Source organism: Sphaerochaeta sp. (assembly GCF_050178175.1).
In the GTDB taxonomy this organism is placed as follows: domain Bacteria; phylum Spirochaetota; class Spirochaetia; order Sphaerochaetales; family Sphaerochaetaceae; genus Sphaerochaeta.
Map to the genome: position 1 here is coordinate 1 of NZ_JBFXGH010000037.1, position 18,600 is coordinate 18,600.

Sequence of the window (18,600 nt, forward strand, 5' to 3'; positions counted from 1 at the left end):
CGAGTAGATAGACATCGAAGCCTGCTCTTCCTTCACTGACGGTAAATTCACTTGCGATGGTCAAATTGAAATCTGCTATGGCATTGGTGGTGGTAAGTTCACGATAATACATGTCATACACATCCTCACCTACGTACGCGGAGATTTGGTACAAAATGGATTCGTATGCCAACAATCGTGCATTATAGTTGACTGGAGCTGTTCCCTTACCCACAAAGGCAACCTCCCCACTTCGCTGCTGAGGTGAGTATATCCAAGAAGGGAGCCCCTCTACCTGCGCTCTTACCAGCGGGGAGAGCGAGGAACAGGAGACAAGCATCAAACTCAAGAAGAGCACAAGACAGGCTTTCAGGCAGAGTCGTTTCATAGTGTACAAGTGTACGCGGTTGTAAGCTTGAGGAAAAGCCCTTGTTCAAGAAGTGCTGTATTGTTTGCAGCGACCCGGTTCCCGACTGAGAGTGAGAACGACCAAGCAGAGAGGGAATATGTGAGACCCAACTCACCGGTTGCCTGATAAAACAGTTCTTCCCTGGATTGATCATACCCGGAAGAAAACAAGGCTGAAGCGTCAAGGGAGAGGCTTCGAACCAGGGGGCTCATTGCTGATGAGAGCTGGCTGAGTGGTAGTTTTGCGGAGAGCCCGATACTTCCATAGATACAACTCGTCGCTGTTGCACCGAGACCAAATTGAACAGCGTAGGGATGCATGGGAAGCGGCCAGGTATGGATAAGGTCAAGAGAAGATACCTTATCCTTGTTGAGTGAAAGAGAGAGTGCCACGCTCTTATTCCCCCTCTCCCTCAGCTCCATGCCCAAGAAGAGCGGTTTCCCTGAAATCTGGGAGAGTAACAGCACACCTTCTTCCTCAGCGACTTCACTCACCACCACTACTCCCTGCGCTCTCCCCCTTGCATCCAAAACAGTGAACCTATCTCCCTCTGCATAGGGATTATTCTCAACCTTGGCCCCAAATCCACGACCAGAGAAGGAGGTCAGGCTCAGATCAGGCAAGGATGCAAACAGGGAAAGACCATCGTGATTGAGTGCTGTGACAAGACGCTTCTCATACCCACTGGCATCGCCAAGGAGCCTATAGGTCAGTTGTCTCTCTCCGTAGGAAAGGGAGAGTACATACTCTTCTCCCCTCTCATCTTTTTCCAGAACAGCACCCAGCTCACCTTCTTCGTCCAACCGCTCCACAAGAGCTTTCTCAAGTGCCCGTTGCACTCCTTCTACCACCTCCTGAGGAACAGTTGCATCATGACTGAAGACAAGCTGCGCCGAGGAGAGCGGGAAGAGGATAAGGACAAGGAACAACAGAGAGAGTGCGAGCCTCATGTTGCAGCCCCAACCTCTATGATTTTCAGGATCAGGCGAGCAGCATCCTCCATTGCCGGCAGGGCAGCCCACTCAAACTGGGAGTGAAGATTGTGTCCACCGGTAAAGATGTTCGGGCAGGGTATGTTTCTCTCGTTGGCCATGCGTGCGCCATCGGTACCTCCCCTGATCAGGGATTGTTCAAGCTTGAATCCCAGTTCATCCCCTGCCTTCAGGAGATTCTCCATGGCAAACGGTTTGTTCTTTGCAACCAGTGCCATGTTGTAGTAGATGTGCTTTGCATCAACAGAGACTGCCCCATTTGGATAGAGAGCCTCTGTGGCGGCCGCCAACTGCTTGATCGCCTCAATTCTCCGGTCGAGTATCTCCAAGTCAAAATCTCGAAGGTACAAGGTGAGGTCAACCTCGGTGTTCGTACCGCTCATGCTCTGTGCACAGTAATACCCATAACGTTCATCGGTGGCCTCCGGGCTCTCGGCCTGAGGCAAAGCATTGACGAAGAAGGCAGCCATGGTCAGTGCGTTGACAAGTCGTCCCCTGGCAGCCCCAAAGTGATAGCTCACCCCCCTGAAATGGACACGCACCGTTGCAGCATTGAAACACTCACTTTCAATCTCATACCGCTTTCCACCATCAATGGTGTAGCAGTAGTCACAGGTGATCTTATCGTACGGGAACGTATCCATCCCAGCACCGGTCTCTTCATCACTGGTGAAAATGAACTCCACCACCCCATGCTTGATCTCAGGATGGCTGAGCAGATACTCTGCTGCGCTCATGATCTCAGCCACGCCGGCCTTGTCGTCACTGCCAAGGAGTGTGTTGCCATCGGTGACAATGACCGTCTCACCCTTGTAACGCAACAGTTCAGGGTTGTCTTCAACCTTGAGGGTATGTTCCTCGTTCAGGGGTATGTCATTCCCATCATAGGAGGCGATGACGCGGGGTTTCACCCCATTGCCCGGCACATCATCGGCTGTATCGACATGGGCCATGAAGGCCACTGCAGGGACATCATGGTCGATGTTGGAGGGAAGTCTTCCTATAACCACTCCATGCTCGTCAACCTGGATATCCTCGATCCCAAGATCACGCAACTCCTGTTCCAGCAACCTGAGCAGGTCCCATTGGCCGTCAGTGGAGGGGTGTCTTTCTCCTACTTTCTTGTCATCACTCATGGTATCTATGACTGCATAGCGCAGAAATCGGTTCAGTATGGCATCAGCAAATGTATTGGGCATTGATCTCTCCTTCATTGTGAGTATTCCAATGCCCAGTATTTCACAAAGTGGACTTGCAGGCAACAAAATCCACACGATTTAGATGGTGAAGTCATAGATCTTCAACATTGGCTTGACCATATCCACCACGTTATAGAGTGCAAATACACAGATGATGATTCCTGTGACAACCGGTCCCCGCTTCAACGTTTTTCCCACAGAAATTACACTGGCTGTCATGGCGCTGGAGAGTTCTGGCTCCGTGGTCACCGTCTTCAGCCAATCGCCGAATGCTTCATCGGGAGTTCCCCCGAATTGGTAGTACCTCCAGATGGACATGACCGTGGTTGAGACCACACCACTGGCAATTGCAATGGCAGTTGCCGCTGAGATTTTCCCCCAGAAGACCGTGTTTGGGATGCAGGCGTAGACCACACCGGTGGTAAAGAGTACCAGTGTCCTGGTCACCAGCTTCTGCATATCTTTCCAGAACGCTGCACGCTGGCTGGGGGCCAAGCCCCGTGCAAGGTTCTCTCCTCTTGCCTGAAGCAATCCTCGTCTCTGTTCCAGTTGTTGGTCCAGCTGTTGCTGTTCCTCTTCATTGAGCAATGTGTGTGCAAATGAGACCACCTTTTCAACATCCGCTTCCCCTTGGGGGTCACCTACTGCATAACAGAACTCCAAATACTCTCTTCCCTGACCTTCAGAGAGCGTATTGCTGACAATCTGCTCACCAGAGGGCTCGCTCTTGGTAAGTGCACGACTGATCTCCTCTTCCAGATATGGCCATACAACGTCCTTCTGTTGTTCGATCATATCAGAGACTGCTGGCAGGAGCTGGTCATCCGAAATCTTCTGTTTCTCTACTGATTGCAGCCCCATGGAGCAACCAGAGAGTTGCACAATGAGCAGCAATACCACAGCCTGGGTACCAATTCTTCTTCCTATCATGTTCCTTCCTCCTCTTGTATCTTTTTCTACTTCTTTTGCTCCAGGGTAAAAGACCACCCAAAAAGCAAGGAAAACCGAATCATGGGATAGCGGGAAAACCGTAATGAGAGCGTCTTGTATGCTGAACTGAAGACTCCGTTTGGGTCACGTATGATCACCCTCGGCTCAATACGCAGTCCCTTGTAAGGGTTGATAGTCCAACCAAATGCCATTTCATTGAGAAAGCGGAGGGATTCCTCCTCATCGTCATACCAATCATTGAAGAGAAAACCTACCTGGATAAGGGAAACAGAGAGATGCAACCCGCACTCCAGGGGGTAGTAATCAAGGAAGAGGCCGGTTTCCAATAACCTTGGGCCTCCGACCTCACGCTCAGCGGCAAGACTGAGAGGAAGGCGGAGGGCGAACTGCTCATCAAGGGAAAGACCAACATCCACACGGGCGAGTATCGTTTCCGTCCATAGTGCATCGATGAGTGTGCTGTCCACAGAATAGTACAAGGTAGGTCCTGCCCCAAAGAGCGGGCTGCAGATGATGAGCAGTGGGATAAGAATCATCAATGTACGCACATATTCCTCCATATGCTGAAACTAGCACGGAGTGATGAGCAGGGATATTCACCAAATTGGGTACTATCAAATAGGAGGAGAGTGCCTCTTCATAAGAAAAACAGGAATTCTTCTCATTACTAGTTACAAGTCATGGTAAACTTGTACACAAACTATAATCTTTATTGTTATAGTTTATCGTAAGGAGTTTGTTGTGAACAAGATTTGGTCTGTAGTATTGATTGTCATTGCTGTCCTGACTGTGGCTGCAGGTACCTACTGGTATGTGGGGTTCAGACCTTTGGCTGGACAAAGTCGAACAGAACAAACGACAACCAGTGAACAAACAGAAAAGCGTGAGACCATACAGGTACCGCAGGTTTCTCCTGCACAAAATGTTGAACCAAAGCAAGCAACAGGGCTCCCCCCGGAACTTATGCAATATTCCGAGGAGGCCATCCAAGAACCCCCTACCCCAAATATGCCAGTGATGAAGATGGAAGCTCAGCAATCGGTGGTACAGGTGACTGAGCCGATGCCACTACCTGTAGACCCCTTGATCAAGAACGGGATCCTCAAGCTTCCGCGGCCCAGGGGACCGGTGGTACAAGTGCCATTCGCCCCTCCTCGTGTTGCAGGGACAGACCAGGATGAGAAAGGCCTGATGGAGAAAGCAACTCCTGCCCTTGAACTGGAAGAAGAACCAAGGAAAAAAGAAGAGCAGGAGACCCTGCCCTTGCCCGAAGAAGAAACACAGAAGGTTGTCCTCAAGCCTAGTATACCTTCAGCAGCCACGAGTGCTGTCACCTTCGACGAGGAAGCTTTCCAATGGTCGGTCAACTCCTCGGTCTCATTCCTTGACTATCAGTTCCCTGGTTCGGATAAAGGCTTCGATATCCAGGTTGACCTCCTCAGACATGCAGAAGGAGCCTTCACGTTTGGAGGAACCCTCGAATATGCGAATGTAGAAGGCGATCATGAGATAAGCGTATTGGGCAAGGCTCAGTGGAACCTGCGTGACGATAAACCTCTCTCCTTCCCACTCTCGGTCTCCCTTGGTCCGACGGTTATCATTCCATCCAGCGGAAGCAATGCGTTTGGGGTGACGGGAAAGATCCAGGGAGGTGTTTCCTATGCTTTGACTGAATGGATGCGCGTCTTCTACGAAGCAGGAGTACAGGCACAATGGGTCATCACTACCGGTGACTTATCCATCCAGCTTGAACCAATGCGGATCGGATTTGGATTCAGTTTCTAGAGATCCTTGAAAGAGGGAGCCCCACTGGCTTCCTCTCCTACCTCGATATTCCCATGAGGCCTACTCCAGCCAAGTGCTGCAGTGAGAGCCTCTTTCTTTGCATGGGCACGAGAGACAACAAACTTTGCTTCACCCTGTCCTTTTGCCTTGAATGTGATCCCACTACGTACAGAGAGCACCTTTCCGATGGAAAAGCCCTCTATGTCAGCGATGGCCAGACGATAGGACTCCTTAACAGGGTTGCTGCCATCCTTGCGATAGAGAACCACAGCATCCTTGGTGACGATCAATCTACCTCTCAGCAGATCTCCTTCCCCCAGTGGAGGAACCATGGCACAGAACAGGGAGTAGTGAAATGCCTCATCAGTAGCCTTACGGACCTCTTTTTCAGAAACGTAGTAGGTGATTCTATAGAACAACCACACCAACAGGAACAAGAGGGGGAACAAAGAGTAATAGAGCCCTTTCCCAATATAGGATGGATTGATAAAGACCAGGAAGAAGGTCAATGCCAATAGGATGAGTTTGATTAATGCTTGCATGCCCCCAATGTACTTGCTCGAAGAAAAAAAGAAAAGCCTTGAAGCAAATGTTTACCGTTCGCCTCTTCTTTGTTGGAGGCTACAATGAACAGAATATCACAATGTTCACGATGGCTTTGGATTCCCCTTCTTTGTTGCTGCATGTGTTTTACTTTTGGGGGATGCAAAGAAGAGAGCGCAGGTCGCTCCTCCTTGCATGTAAGCATGGAGAGGCAATCTGGAGCTGAGAAGACCTTGTTGCCAAATGACACTTCCCTGGAAGTGTCTCGCTACGTAGTGGAAGGGACAGGACCACAGGATACCACCTTCAGTGTCATGTCCAATACCAGTACCGTCGATGTCGATGGACTCTTGATCGGCACCTGGGATATCACTGCCGTGGGAAGGAACGACCAAGGCGTCGACCTTGTCACAGGTTCTGTCTCGGTAAACCTATCAAAGGATCCCTTGGAAACAGTGATCATGCTGGACGCGCTCAGTGGTAACGGCATGATGGACATCCACCTGGGGTGGGATGCAACCAAGATCAACACTCCCAGCCTTGAGGTATGGCTTACCGACCCGGAAGGTACCATCACCTCGCTGACCCCAACAACGAACAACATGGAGAACGGCTCTGTTGTTTTCACCGGTTCCTATCCCGCGGGTTCCTACTTGCTGAGAGCAAAACTATACAGTGGGACAAGATCGGTCGCTGGATGTGCAGAGGTTATCCGGATAGTGGGTAACAAGACAACCGAGGGAGCCATTGAGCTGACCTTGGATAAGTATGCGGACATTCCAGCAACCATTACCCTGGTAGACAACCTGGGGGTACCCGTTGAGTGCAGCATCCAAGGAATCAGTGAAGTCATGGAAGCGCAGGTCCCGGCAACTGCAACACTCTCTGCCCAAGATGAAACAGGCCTAGAGGTAAGTTGGTACCTGGATGGAGAGGAAGTAAGCAATGACCTCTCCTGCACATTCACTCCTGAGAGCGGACAACATCGCTTGGATGTCATTGCAAAAGGAGCACTTCTGGCTAGTACTGGGTCGGCCAGCATCACTTTCAAAGCCGCTGTCGAGGGAACCGCGGGGGTTCCTAAACTCGTCGGGTTGGTAGAGGACACTACCGATGGCTTATATGTCGGGAAAAATGCACATGTGGCATTCCTTCCCGATGGAAAGTTGGTGCTGGCCAGCAACCAACATCAGACCATCCAAGTCTGCAGAATTGTCCGTGATACCCTGGAGGTGGTCAACACCTATACCACAACCGATGGCTTCAACGCTGTTCAGGTGACCGACATATATGTCGATCCATTCACGAAACTTGTTGCCATTGCTGATGCAAGCATTCCGAGCCTGAGCGTCTATTTCTATGATTCAAAGAATGCAACGCTCACCAAACAGTTTGAACGAAACAACACGTATTACACGACCAGCAGTTCAAGCAAAACCTTCACAAGCCTGCATCATCTCAGCAAGGAGGCAAGCACAGGAATTCTTTATGGCTTGATACCTGATGCTTCGCATGTGGTACAGACGAACCTGTATGCCCAGACTCCTGAGAGTGCTGACCCTGGTGAGTATATTTGGTGGTTCTCCAACCCGCCTGTCTTTGACGCCTTGGCCATCTCAGAAGGATCACAGAGTGCGGCACTGGCAGACACGGGCACTGGATACCTCAAGCTCTGCCGGAAAAACACCATGGATGACCTGTTTGCACAGGACCAGCATTTCCAGAGTGCTGACACGCCGTACCTGGACAATATTGCTTCCTTGCACTTCATCAATGATGATCAGCTCATCTATGCAACGGATAACGATATCGGAAGGTTTGCCTATGCGAGTAATGTATGGACCCAGAAGGAGGTGTATACCTCATCCCAGAATGATATCGGGGTAATGGAAGGAATCTCACAACTCCTATCAAACGAGAATGACACCATGCTTTACGTACTTGCAAAAAACAGTAAGAACGTCGTCTCATTCTCTGTTGATGGGTTCGGCAGACCGCTCTTCCTGGAGAATAGTTCCCTCGGTGAATATGCTCCGGCTAGAATGGCTCTCTCCCCCAGTGAGGAACACCTGGCGATTGTCTCTGATATGAATGATTCACTGCTACTGTGTGCCATTCCCTAACTTTCGATTCTTGAGCACCTTACTACATTGAGACCCGGATCAATCCGGGTCTCTCTATATATAAGGAAGCCCGGCCTGTCGGGGGCCGGGCAAATTGGATACTGGCCAACTATCATGCCTTGTAAACAGGAATCTTCTGATAGGTGGTATGTAACAGATGATGAGACTTTTTACTGAGCGGTTTGTCCAGGAACTCCTCATACAACTGCTTGATCGACTCGTTCTGGTGGGAACATCTGACCTTGCTCTGCTTATCATCCAAGTAGAGACCTTCAGCTCGCATCTTACGAAGCTCATCATTTGCACCATAGGGTTGACCACCACCAGCGATACAACCACCACGGCAAGCCATTACCTCGATGAACTCATACGGAGCTTGCTTGCCCGCCGCCCGGGCAGCCCTGACCTCATCCAGTACTTCAGCAACATGGGACAAGCCATGAACAACAGCAACTCGGACCGGGGTTCCATCGAAGTCCACGGTTCCTTTCTTGATCTCACTCAATCCACGAACTGCCTCAACCTCAACATTCTCCAGCTCTTTTCCGGTAACAAGATGGTAGGCGGTACGTACCGCTGCTTCCATGACACCACCTGTTGCACCGAAGATGGTACCGGCTCCAGAGTACTCTCCTATTGGATTGTCTGCTTGCTCTTCCTCAAGATGGAGGAAATCAATACCGGTGGCCTTGATCAGGCGGGCGAACTCACGGGTGGTGAGCACAAGATCTACATCCTGATAGCCACTGGAGCGCATGTGCTCATCACGGTATGCCTCATACTTCTTGGCAGTACATGGCATGATAGCAACGGTGAACATCTTCGCTGGATCCAGATGCTGCTTCTCAGCAGTATAGGTCTTCTCAATTGCTCCAACCATCTGCATGGGGCTCTTTGCACTGGAGAGCATATCCAGAAGATCAGGATAATATTTCTCGACATAGTCAACCCAAGCAGGACAACAGGAGCTAAACTGGGGAAGTGCTCCTCCCTTGGTCAGCCGGTGCACCAATTCGCTTCCCTCTTCCATGATGGTAAGGTCGGCACCAAAGTTGGTGTCATGCACTGCTGCAACGCCAAGTCTACGAAGAGCGGCATAAATCTTGCCGGTTGTGACCGTGCCAGCAGGAAGCCCGAAGGACTCGGAAAGACCTACGCGAATCGATGGTGCAATCTGGACAACCACCTGCTTCTCTGGATCAGCAATTGCCTCCTGGAAGGTTGCAATCTCATCCTTCTCATAGATGGCTCCAACCGGGCAGTGTGCAGCACACTGTCCACAGCGTACGCAGGGGCTGTCGTCAAGTTTGAGCATGGCGGCGGGAGCCATGCAGGTCCCATCGCCACGACCAATGAACTCAAGGGCAAAGACACCCTGCAGATCCTGACAGACCTGGACACAGCGTCCACACTTGATGCATTTCTCCGGGTCAAGCACGATGGAAGCAGAGGAGGTATCTTTCGGTCGGTCACTCAAGCGTACCTCAAAGGGCTGCTCGCGAATACCGAACTCTGCTGCCAATGCCTGCAGCTCACACTCTCCGTTTCGGATGCAGGTCAGACAACTGGACGGGTGGGTGCTGAGGATCATCTCCAAGATGGTCTTCCTCACCTGGAACAACTCCTGGTCGTGGGTAATGATGCTCATATTCTCGGCAACAGGGGCAGCACAAGCCCTGAGGATCTTTGCACTTCCCTCCTGCTTCACGATACACAGACCACATGAGCCAAACGGCTTGAGGTCATCATGGTAGCAGAGGGTCGGGATCTTCACCCCGGCCTTCCGGGCTGCAAGCAATATAGTGGTCCCCGCTTCAACCTCTACGGGAATGCCGTTTATCTTAACATGTACGATACTCAATTGATTCCTCCTAACCTGATCCTAGTGGATTTCAACGGCGCCGAACTTACAAGTTTCCATACATACACCACACTTGGTACAGATGGACTGGTCAATGATGTGAACTTGTTTCCTTTCGCCAGAGATTGCTGCAACAGGACACTTTCGTGCACAAGCCGTACAACCGATACATTTCTCGGGATTGATCGAGTACCTGACCAATTTCTTACAGGTACCACTGGGACACCTCTTGTCCACAATGTGGGCCATATACTCGTCCTTGAAATGCTTGATCGTTGATAGGACCGGATTGGGAGCAGTCTGCCCCAAAGCACACAAGGAACCTTTTCTCATTGCCTCCCCGATGGTCTCGAGTGTATCCAGGTCCTGGATGGTACCATTGCCGGAAGTGATTTTCTCCAGGATGTTGGTCAGGGACCGGCCACCGATTCTACAAGGAGCGCATTTTCCACAGGATTCATCGACAGTGAAGTTCAGATAGAACTTCGCAACGTCAACAATACAGTCATCCTCATCCATGACAATCATACCACCGCTTCCCATCATGGAACCAATCCTGACCAAGGAACCGAAATCAATCGGGGTATCCAGGTCAGTATCGGTGATAACACCACCGGAAGGACCGCCGGTCTGAACAGCCTTGAACTTCTTGTCATTGGCAATTCCGCCACCGATGTCGTATACGATCTCACGAAGGGTTGTACCCATCGGGACCTCTACCAGACCGGAGTTACGGATCTTACCGGTCAGGGCAAATACCTTGGTTCCCCTGCTGTCAGGAGTACCGATCTTGCTGAACCAGTTGCCACCCTTGGTGATGATGACGGGAATGTTTGCCCAGGTCTCAACGTTGTTGATGACTGTCGGCTTGCCCCACAGTCCCTTTACAGCAGGGAATGGAGGACGAGGTTGCGGCATACCACGCTTGCCTTCGATGGACTGCAAGAGTGCAGTCTCTTCACCACAGACAAAGGCACCGGCTCCAAGGCGGATCTCAATATCGAAATCAAACCCACTGCCCAGGATGTTCTCTCCAAGAAGGCCGTATTCACGAGCCTGCTTCATGGCAATTTCCAGTCGATGGATGGCCAAGGGGTATTCTGCACGGATGTAGATGAACCCTCTGGTTGCACCGATTGCCTTGCCACAGATGGTCATTGCCTCAAGCACACTGTGTGGATCACCTTCGAGCGTGGAGCGGTCCATGTAGGCACCCGGATCCCCTTCATCAGCATTGCAGACGACGTATTTGGTATCGCCTTCAGCCTGACGGGAGAAGTTCCACTTCATCCATGTCGGGAAGCCAGCACCGCCTCGACCACGAAGCCCAGCTGTTTTCAGTTCCTCGATGATGTCCTCGCTGGTCATCTCAAAGAGAGCTTTCTCCAAGCCCTGGTATCCATCACGGGCGATGTATTCATCGATATTTTCCGGATCAATGAATCCACAGTTGCGAAGTACAATCCTGAACTGTTTCTGGTAGAATTTGATATCCTCCACCTTCGCATTCTTCCGGCTTGCTTCCTTGTCATACAACAGGCGGGAGACTTCACGGCCCTTGATGATGTGCTCACTGATGAGCTCTTTTGCATCTTCGGGTTTTACTTTCACGTAGAAGGAGTCTTCTGGCAGTATCTTTACAATTGGTCCCTGCTCACAAAAACCGAAACATCCGGTTTTTACAATCTGTACCTCGTCAGCAACTCCCTGAGCCTTGCACTCCTCTAAGAGGTTCTGGTAAATCTGGTCCGAGCGGCTCGATTCACACGCTGTTCCCCCACAGACCAAAATGTAGTTTCTGAACGCCATTATTTACCCCCATCCTTCTTGATGATGTCAGCTGCAGGACGATCGAACATATGGTCGGTTACCAGCTGCTTCCCGATAATATGCTGCTCAACTATCTTGCGTGCCGTCTCCACATCCACCTTTCCATAAATGACATCGGGCATACCGGGAACAATAACCTCGATGGTCGGTTCCACATAGCACAGTCCCATGCATCCGGTCTGGGTGACCGAGACATTGTCAATTTTCTTCTCGTCGAGGACTTCCAGAAAGGTATCAAGTACCGGTTTGGCACCGGCTGCTATACCACAGGTCCCCATGCCAACGATAATACGGGCATCCTTGCCCTCGATATCGCGCTTCTGGATCTCATTCTGCTTCTTTTCACGGAGCTTTCTCAGCTCTTCAAGTGTCATTTTAGCCATGTTCATATCTCCTGTTGTCTGGAAGGTGACGTATTTCTTCTGTGCATATCCAGCAAAGTCTCTTCACGGTACTGTTCCAGCTCTTCCTCCTGGGAGACAAGGTACTGCCTGAGCAGTGCCAATGTTCCACTGGTCTGAAATGGTCCAAGGACCGCTTCAAGCTCGCTTTTCCGAAGCGTATACCGGTCTCCACCCTTTCCTGTTTCCAAACTCCGCTCAATCACCAGCTCCTCACAGAGAGGGTGGGTGAGTAAAGCAAGGAAAGTGGACGCCACATTCCCCATAGGAGGGGCGTCTATGTGGTCCAGGCGGAATGAGAAGGAAACCGTGGTTCCGATTCCTTCTTCCGATTGCAGGGCAAAGGTCCCATCACAGGCATCACAGGCCTGAGCGAGAAACGGCAAGCCCAATCCGACCTTTCGCTTCTTGTGCTTTTTCCCGTCTGAAAAGAACGGGTCCAGCGCACGTCTCTGCATCTCTGCATTCATTCCCTTTCCGTTGTCTTTTACCTCACAGGAAAGCTTGGTTCCCGTCTCGGCAAAGGTAATTTCAACCAGGGAACTGCCTGCCTCAAACGAGTTCTGTACGATATCCAGCAGATAGTCATCGATGCAGATATGCATAGAGAGATACCTCTCTCCTTTATCTGAACTTCGCGATGATTCCGGCAACCTGGTCCTTGGTGACCTTACCGAAAACCTCTCCACCAACGGTCATGACCGGGGCAAGCCCGCAGCAACCGACACAACGCACAGCCTCCAAGGAGAAGAGCCCATCTTCTGTTACTGCTCCTACCGACAAATTCAGTTGCTTATCCAACTCGTCAATGATCGCCTGACCACCCTTGAGATAGCAGGCAGTACCCATGCACACCTGAATGTTGTGCTTGCCTGGTTTGGTCAGCTTGAAGAAGTGGTAGAATGTTACGACACCCCAGATGGTTGCCAAAGGCACATCAAGCAATTCTGCTACCTTATCAGCCGCTTCGCGGGAGATGTAGCCATGCTCTTGCTGCACCCTGTGGAGCACCATAATGAGATTACCCTGCTTGGTTTTCCATTCCTTGATAAATGCCACCAATTCGGGTGAGAACGTGACTTCATTAATGTCCGACATGTAACCTCCAGTACCCAATTTATGTTTTGGTGTATCCTAACACTTTTCCAGAGAGTTTGTACATATCATTTTCGCTATTAACTCTTTTTTTCAAGGGAGTAAAGGATTTTATTTGAAGTATATTGACCAATTCTTTGAGTTAATGTACATTATTTCACATAAATAGGAGATTCCACCATGAACAATGACCAGCTGATACGGATCACTCGCTACTATCGCTCGCTTAATCGTCTCAAGACCATCGGACTTGAGAAAGTGTTTGCCCACAACCTTGCCGATGCAGCAGGCGTTTCGGCGGCCATCGTACGCAAGGATTTCTCCCAGCTGGGCATTCATGGCCAGAAACGTGGTGGGTATGAGATCCACGAGCTGCTTAAAGGATTGGGTGAGATCCTCGGGAAAGGGGACAGCCAGAACTGCATCATCGTAGGGTGTGGAAGGATCGGGAAGGCCTTGATGCACTACAATGGGTTTGAGCCTGATGGTATCAGGATAGTCGCAGGCTTTGACAGTGACCCCTTGGTATACAGTGATGCATCGCATCCCGTGCCCATCTACCCGATCAGCAGGATTGACGAGGTTGTCGAGGCACTCGAGGTTACCGCAGGCATTATCACCGTTCCTGAGCAGGCTGCACAGGATAGCTTTGAGCGGTTGCTCGCAGCAGGGGTCATGGGCATCCTGAACTTCAGCCCCATCACGCTCAAGGCACAGAAACTGGAAGATGGACGATCCCCGGTGGTGCACAACATCAACATTGCCCTGGAGCTGGAACAGATCTTCTATGAGTTGAAGTTCCCCAAGAACAGCTGAAGCGCCTAACGGCGAGTGAGGGTCAGCAATACCGGAAGATGGTCGCTGACCCCATTTTTTATCCTGTAATCCCACCCATAGGGGGTACCATCACTCTTCAGAAGGGAGGGAAGCCCACAGGGGGAGAACGCATCATACTCCCAGCCCAATCCATCAAAAAGGTAGCCATTGCCAAGTATCTGGTCATAGCGGTGCCACTGTCCCGTCCAGCAGCAACTGCCTGGAGGGGAAAGGAACTCGTTCTGGGAATCCAGATACGGACTATACCATTGGGAGGGGCCGGCCTTGTCCTTTGCACCGGTAACAGCGAGGGAGCCATCCTGTATGAATTGGTTGCTCAGCGGATATGAGATATCAACCAAGGCGGTCTGCCTTCCTCCCGCATCCCATACAGCATCAGGATTTTCATTGAAGTCCCCACAAAGCAAGGTCAGTGTCCCTTCATGGTCCTTTGCAGCCATCGAGAGAGCCCCTGAGAGGGCAATCCGCATCCCCTCGGTCTCCTCATCGCCTCCAATCCTGCTCTTGGCATGTAAGGCGAATACCACCACCTCTCCCCTGCTGGTTTCAATGGTTGCTTCCAGGAACGGCCGGCACCCAGGGGCTGCATGCACCACAGAATCCGAGACAGGATGCCTGCTGATGATGGCCACTGCGATGGGGCTGTCCTCTCCTTTGCTGACCGCATACCAACGATATCCCTTGCGGGAAAGATGGTGGTACAAGAGATCATGTACAACATTGGCTCCTTCCACCTCCTGCAGTACGATGATGTCAGGCAGGGCGAGGGAACGGTCCAGCAGTACATTCGCAAGCGTCTTGAGTCGAAGACGATAGGAACCTTCATCCCAGCTGTCCGGGTCTTGGTACTCCTCATATTCAGAACCGTTAAGTTTTGCATCAAAGAGGTTCTGCACATTATAGGAGAGCACAGAAAATGTCTTCTCATCCGGTGTGATGGTTGCATCGCATCCAGAGAACAGGAACAAGGATATGGTAAGCAATAAGAACATCATGCTCCTTAAGAGCATGATGTTCCGCTATTGCTTCAGTTCTGTGCGTTTTTCCCAAGTGAATAACTGAAATAGAGCATGGCAACCGCATCCTGTTCATCGAAGGCTTCGATGTCCATCTCCTTCGCTTTCAACAACCCCTGCTTGAGATTCTCAAAACAAGGGTCGAACGAGACATCACTGGTATCCAGGATATCCATGCAGAAGGACCTAAGCGGCTCCCATTCCTTCTTTTCAAAGTAGGAAAGTACAGTCTTGTATGCTTGGTCGATCTGATCCAGGTCCCTTGCCTCCGAGAGGAAGGGAGAGAGAAAGTCCTTGGGGTGCCCAAGATTCATCTGCTCATACAGATGGGAAAGCTGGGGAGATCCGAACTTCAGGAAGGTGGCAATGACCGCATAGCGGGTCTGGCGGAAGGTGGCACTTCTTCCTTGCTCAACCGAGATGAAGAACTCCTGGTAAAACGTTCCTTCCTTGTCCATGAAACGCTTGGCGATGAGATAGTCGATTATCTCATCAATATGCTTCGCTGAGTGGCTCAGCTCGTTGACCAGCGGCAGGTACTCGGTACCCTCGGTGATATGGGCAAGGGATTTGCTGGCCATCGAACGAACCGACGACCACCTACCATGGAGCATAAGGTTGACCAATGCATTCTTTGCTTTCTCTTCCTTTTTGTACGCACCCAGGGAGGCAATGGCATCAAGCTGGACGTAAGAGTCATCATCCTGCGCAAGAATAATCAGGTCATCGAGCAAGGCTTTCCGTGGACGGTCGCCGAGTGCTCTCACTGCATCACGCTTATCAGGAGAAAAGGGACTGCGGAGAATCATACGAAGCTCACTGGTGGCAAGATTGTTCAGGTTTCCCCCCAGGGAGAGCATCAGGAATCTACGCTTGGCGGGATCCCGGGTTCTCTCGAGCTTCTCAATCATGGAGACTGCCCTGAGTCCATGCATACTGAAAATTACTTGCGCTGCCTGTTGTGAGGTGTATGCGCCATACTCCTGGAGCCGGGAAGCTACCAGGATTTCCACAGCGGTAAGCAGGATGGCAAAGACGAACACCAAGGTGTACCCGTTGCCGGCAGCTATCCCATTAACCACAAACAGGTCCCTGGAAATATGTCCCAAATCTCCAAGAAGGCCACTGATCAAACCAACAAAGAAAGCAACGATGGCAATGAAGAAATTGACCATCGAGTTGAATGCAACCGTCTCATCATCAGGCATCACCTGGGTGATCAAGCGATAGACGAGCATGCTGATCAGGGCAATGAAGAAGTTGGTGAAAAAGCCAAGGACAAAAAACCATATGGGGTTTGCCTCTGGGGTGATCAAGGCCCAGGCCATGAAAAAGAAGAGGGAGAATATCGTGGAGAAGAGCACCAAGGGGCGGCTGCCCAGCCGGTCGGAGAACTGTTTGCTGATAAAGCTGGCAGCCATGACCGAGATACCCAGCACAACAGAATAGACAAGCACAAGAGAATTGGACAGCCCCAGTTCAATACGCAGGAATGGGGTGGTAAGGGCAAAGACAACGGCCACTGCTGTGGAGAGCCATCTCAGGTAAAGCCTTCTGCTGAAGGCATCCTGCTTCATAGCTTCCTTAAGAAGGACAAATACGCCTCTTCCTTTCTTGTAATCAACCGTACTGCGGCTGGGAATGCGTGCCATCTCATGGCTTGCCATGAAGTTCACCAACACACCAAGGATCTGCATGGTCACCAGGCCAACCAAGCCACTGAACCGTTCAATCCCCAGCACCAAGGCGGAGATACAGCGGACCACCAGAGACGAACTCTGGTAGGCGGCATTCACATTGGCAACAACCTTTCCCCGGTTGGCAATACTGCTGATGCTCTTGAGCGTTGAGTCGATGAGGGCGATACCGATCATCCTGAACACATTGAACAGGGTGTAAACCGAGAGCAGGAGGATCACTGCCCAGTCCCCGCTGAGGAAGAAAAGCCCCAGATACCCGAGGGAGACAAGCCCACGGAGAATCCATACAAGTGTCTGTACCTTTACCTGGTTTCTTCCCTTGAAGACCTGGGGGACAAAGGGAAGCACAATTCCAGCAATGTAACTTGCTGAGGCTATATAGCCGAGGGCGATGTTGCTGGCTCCAAAATAAATTGCAAGCAAATACACAATTGTATCGCCGAGGAGGCTGTAGGCAACACCGTTATACAGCTCCTGGCGATACATATGTTTTCTTCCCAGTGTTTTTTCTTTTTCACTGAGGAATCTTGTCTTGGGCATGAGTAGTTACAATTCACTCCGTTGTTTCACAATTCTGCTAACTAGACCATAGCTCTGTGCTTCATCCGCACTGAGCCAATGATCCCGTTCGGTATCGCTACGCACTTCCTCAAGGCTCTTGCCTGTCTCCTGTGCGATCAGCTTGTCAAGTTTCTCACGCAGCTTCTCAAGATGCTGGGCGTGAATCTCGATATCGGTGGCAACCCCTCTCATGCCGCTCATCGGCTGGTGGATGAGGTAGGTGGAATTGGGGAGCGCAATACGCTGCTCCTTGGGAACAGCCAGAAGGACCAAGGCGGCAGCACTTGCCACCAAGCCCATCCCGATCATGGTTACCGGAGCAGTGATGAAACGGGCCATGTCAAATATTGCATAGCCTGCATCGACATCCCCACCGGGGCTGTTGATGAAAATCTTGATCGGTTCATCGCTCTCTCCTTCAAGGATGAGCATCTGCTTGATGACTGACTCTGCCATCTCCTTGTCAATCTCTCCCGAGAGTAGGATGGAACGGGTTTTTAGGAGTTTTTCCTGTATCTGTGGATCCTGCATTGCAGGCTTTTTTTCTTCTTCTTGTGGCATGTGCCCCTCACTCAAACTGGTTTTGATGTAGAACATCAAGGCAAGTATACACACATACTCTCATTCTTGCAAAGGCATAGCAGGCAAGAAAGAGGAGATGTAGGCAGAAAGGATATGAAACAGTATACTGAGGCCATTAATTAGGAGAACAGTGTATGAAATGTGCTACGGTTGCCATTATCGGCAGACCATCAGCTGGAAAGAGCACCCTGCTCAATACAATTTGTGAGATGAAGGTCTCCATTACCGCCAGTACCCCGCAGACCACCAGGAATGCAATCAGGGGTATCTATACCGACGAAAGAGGCCAGTTGATCTTCACCGATACACCAGGTTTCCACCTCAGTGAAAAAACATTGAACAAGCGCCTGCAAGAGACTGCGTTGAAGACCCTCGAGGAGAACGATGCAGTACTCTATATCCTTGATGCCAAGCGCAGTGCAGGAGAAGAGGAGAAAGCCCTCGCCAGCCATATTGCAAAACTGCAAACCCCGGTCATCTGTGTCATCAACAAGAGTGACATCCTGAAGGAAGAGGAATTAGCAGAAGCCCAGGCATTCCTTGAAGAGATGTTGCCAGGGAAAACAGTACTGGGAGCCTCTGCAAAACTCGATGAAGGGGTCGATGAGATCCTCATCGAGCTGTTCAAGCATGCACCAGAGGGTGAATTACTCTACCCTGCCGATGCCTATACCGACCAGAACCTTGAATTCCGTATCAGTGAGATCATCCGTGAGAAGGCGATCAACTTGGTGAC

Annotated in this window: 18 protein-coding genes; 4 read left to right on the forward strand and 14 right to left on the reverse strand. The window is 50.9% G+C overall.

What is annotated here, in order from left to right; genetic code table 11:
- The 5 genes from AB7S66_RS06000 to AB7S66_RS06020 form a co-directional block, all read right to left on the reverse strand.
- On the reverse strand, window positions 1–367 hold a 367-nt coding region (locus tag AB7S66_RS06000; RefSeq protein ID WP_428518549.1), incomplete at its 3' end, for a hypothetical protein.
- Entirely contained in the window at window positions 364–1,338 is a 975-nt protein-coding gene (locus tag AB7S66_RS06005; RefSeq protein WP_428518550.1) for a hypothetical protein, read from the reverse strand. The genes AB7S66_RS06000 and AB7S66_RS06005, both read right to left, overlap by 4 nt.
- A complete protein-coding gene (gene pepT / locus AB7S66_RS06010) occupies window positions 1,335–2,579 on the reverse strand; it encodes a peptidase T (RefSeq protein WP_428518551.1) in 1,245 nt (414 codons plus the stop codon). The genes AB7S66_RS06005 and pepT overlap by 4 nt, the downstream gene beginning before the upstream one ends.
- 78 nt (window positions 2,580–2,657) lie before the next feature.
- Entirely contained in the window at window positions 2,658–3,509 is an 852-nt protein-coding gene (locus AB7S66_RS06015; RefSeq protein ID WP_428518552.1) for a hypothetical protein, read from the reverse strand.
- Window positions 3,510–3,535: 26 nt separating this feature from the next.
- Window positions 3,536–4,078, reverse strand: a complete 543-nt coding sequence (locus AB7S66_RS06020; RefSeq protein WP_428518553.1) for a hypothetical protein — start codon at window positions 4,076–4,078, stop codon at window positions 3,536–3,538.
- 193 nt (window positions 4,079–4,271) lie between these two features.
- Here AB7S66_RS06020 and AB7S66_RS06025 point away from each other — a divergent pair, with 193 nt between their 5' ends.
- Complete coding sequence (locus AB7S66_RS06025; protein ID WP_428518554.1) at window positions 4,272–5,315, forward strand: hypothetical protein; 1,044 nt, start codon at window positions 4,272–4,274, stop codon at window positions 5,313–5,315.
- Here AB7S66_RS06025 and AB7S66_RS06030 read toward each other — a convergent pair.
- On the reverse strand, window positions 5,312–5,857 hold the full coding sequence (locus tag AB7S66_RS06030) for a hypothetical protein (protein WP_428518555.1): 546 nt from the start codon (window positions 5,855–5,857) through the stop codon (window positions 5,312–5,314). The genes AB7S66_RS06025 and AB7S66_RS06030 overlap by 4 nt on opposite strands.
- An 84-nt stretch (window positions 5,858–5,941) precedes the next feature.
- Between AB7S66_RS06030 and AB7S66_RS06035 the strand changes: the two genes are divergently transcribed.
- On the forward strand, window positions 5,942–7,981 hold the full coding sequence (locus AB7S66_RS06035; RefSeq protein WP_428518556.1) for a hypothetical protein: 2,040 nt from the start codon (window positions 5,942–5,944) through the stop codon (window positions 7,979–7,981).
- A gap of 112 nt (window positions 7,982–8,093) precedes the next feature.
- Here AB7S66_RS06035 and AB7S66_RS06040 read toward each other — a convergent pair whose 3' ends face one another.
- The 5 genes from AB7S66_RS06040 to AB7S66_RS06060 are packed head-to-tail and all read right to left on the reverse strand — an operon-like array spanning window position 8,094 to window position 13,171.
- Window positions 8,094–9,842, reverse strand: coding sequence for an NADH-dependent [FeFe] hydrogenase, group A6 (locus AB7S66_RS06040; RefSeq protein ID WP_428518557.1), 1,749 nt, complete (start codon window positions 9,840–9,842; stop codon window positions 8,094–8,096).
- Between the two features lie 21 nt (window positions 9,843–9,863).
- Window positions 9,864–11,651: an NADH-ubiquinone oxidoreductase-F iron-sulfur binding region domain-containing protein gene (locus AB7S66_RS06045; protein ID WP_428518558.1), complete on the reverse strand. Its 1,788-nt coding sequence runs from the start codon at window positions 11,649–11,651 to the stop codon at window positions 9,864–9,866.
- Window positions 11,651–12,055: a (2Fe-2S) ferredoxin domain-containing protein gene (locus tag AB7S66_RS06050; RefSeq protein WP_117329133.1), complete on the reverse strand. Its 405-nt coding sequence runs from the start codon at window positions 12,053–12,055 to the stop codon at window positions 11,651–11,653. The genes AB7S66_RS06045 and AB7S66_RS06050 overlap by 1 nt, the downstream gene beginning before the upstream one ends.
- 2 nt (window positions 12,056–12,057) lie before the next feature.
- Window positions 12,058–12,678: an ATP-binding protein gene (locus tag AB7S66_RS06055; protein ID WP_428518559.1), complete on the reverse strand. Its 621-nt coding sequence runs from the start codon at window positions 12,676–12,678 to the stop codon at window positions 12,058–12,060.
- Between the two features lie 19 nt (window positions 12,679–12,697).
- Window positions 12,698–13,171: an NAD(P)H-dependent oxidoreductase subunit E gene (locus AB7S66_RS06060; RefSeq protein WP_428518560.1), complete on the reverse strand. Its 474-nt coding sequence runs from the start codon at window positions 13,169–13,171 to the stop codon at window positions 12,698–12,700.
- Window positions 13,172–13,348: 177 nt separating this feature from the next.
- Between AB7S66_RS06060 and AB7S66_RS06065 the strand changes: the two genes are divergently transcribed.
- Entirely contained in the window at window positions 13,349–13,984 is a 636-nt protein-coding gene (locus tag AB7S66_RS06065; RefSeq protein WP_428518561.1) for a redox-sensing transcriptional repressor Rex, read from the forward strand.
- A 5-nt stretch (window positions 13,985–13,989) separates the two neighbouring features.
- Here the strand turns inward: AB7S66_RS06065 and AB7S66_RS06070 are convergent, their stop codons facing one another.
- Genes AB7S66_RS06070 through AB7S66_RS06080 form a run of 3 tightly spaced genes read right to left on the reverse strand, consistent with a single transcriptional unit; the run spans window position 13,990 to window position 17,843 of the window.
- On the reverse strand, window positions 13,990–15,000 hold the full coding sequence (locus AB7S66_RS06070; protein WP_428518562.1) for an endonuclease/exonuclease/phosphatase family protein: 1,011 nt from the start codon (window positions 14,998–15,000) through the stop codon (window positions 13,990–13,992).
- A 32-nt stretch (window positions 15,001–15,032) separates the two neighbouring features.
- Window positions 15,033–17,261, reverse strand: coding sequence for an MFS transporter (locus AB7S66_RS06075; RefSeq protein WP_428518563.1), 2,229 nt, complete (start codon window positions 17,259–17,261; stop codon window positions 15,033–15,035).
- Window positions 17,262–17,267: 6 nt separating this feature from the next.
- Window positions 17,268–17,843: an ATP-dependent Clp protease proteolytic subunit gene (locus AB7S66_RS06080; RefSeq protein WP_428518565.1), complete on the reverse strand. Its 576-nt coding sequence runs from the start codon at window positions 17,841–17,843 to the stop codon at window positions 17,268–17,270.
- Between the two features lie 155 nt (window positions 17,844–17,998).
- On the opposite strand from AB7S66_RS06080, the gene era reads away from it, so the two are divergent.
- A partial coding sequence (gene era / locus AB7S66_RS06085) for a GTPase Era (protein ID WP_428518564.1) occupies window positions 17,999–18,600 on the forward strand: 602 nt, incomplete at its 3' end.

Bases quoted from the DNA above. Each gene is read 5' to 3' on its own strand.
- AB7S66_RS06015 (WP_428518552.1), bottom strand. From the start codon at position 3,509: ATGATAGGAAGAAGAATTGGTACCCAGGCTGTGGTATTGCTGCTCATT.
- AB7S66_RS06080 (WP_428518565.1), bottom strand. From the start codon at position 17,843: ATGCCACAAGAAGAAGAAAAAAAGCCTGCAATGCAGGATCCACAGATA.
- AB7S66_RS06045 (WP_428518558.1), bottom strand. From the start codon at position 11,651: ATGGCGTTCAGAAACTACATTTTGGTCTGTGGGGGAACAGCGTGTGAA.
- AB7S66_RS06075 (WP_428518563.1), bottom strand. From the start codon at position 17,261: ATGCCCAAGACAAGATTCCTCAGTGAAAAAGAAAAAACACTGGGAAGA.
- pepT (WP_428518551.1), bottom strand. From the start codon at position 2,579: ATGCCCAATACATTTGCTGATGCCATACTGAACCGATTTCTGCGCTAT.
- AB7S66_RS06030 (WP_428518555.1), bottom strand. From the start codon at position 5,857: ATGCAAGCATTAATCAAACTCATCCTATTGGCATTGACCTTCTTCCTG.
- AB7S66_RS06005 (WP_428518550.1), bottom strand. From the start codon at position 1,338: ATGAGGCTCGCACTCTCTCTGTTGTTCCTTGTCCTTATCCTCTTCCCG.
- AB7S66_RS06065 (WP_428518561.1), top strand. From the start codon at position 13,349: ATGAACAATGACCAGCTGATACGGATCACTCGCTACTATCGCTCGCTT.
- AB7S66_RS06035 (WP_428518556.1), top strand. From the start codon at position 5,942: ATGAACAGAATATCACAATGTTCACGATGGCTTTGGATTCCCCTTCTT.
- AB7S66_RS06070 (WP_428518562.1), bottom strand. From the start codon at position 15,000: ATGATGTTCTTATTGCTTACCATATCCTTGTTCCTGTTCTCTGGATGC.
- AB7S66_RS06050 (WP_117329133.1), bottom strand. From the start codon at position 12,055: ATGGCTAAAATGACACTTGAAGAGCTGAGAAAGCTCCGTGAAAAGAAG.
- AB7S66_RS06060 (WP_428518560.1), bottom strand. From the start codon at position 13,171: ATGTCGGACATTAATGAAGTCACGTTCTCACCCGAATTGGTGGCATTT.
- AB7S66_RS06055 (WP_428518559.1), bottom strand. From the start codon at position 12,678: ATGCATATCTGCATCGATGACTATCTGCTGGATATCGTACAGAACTCG.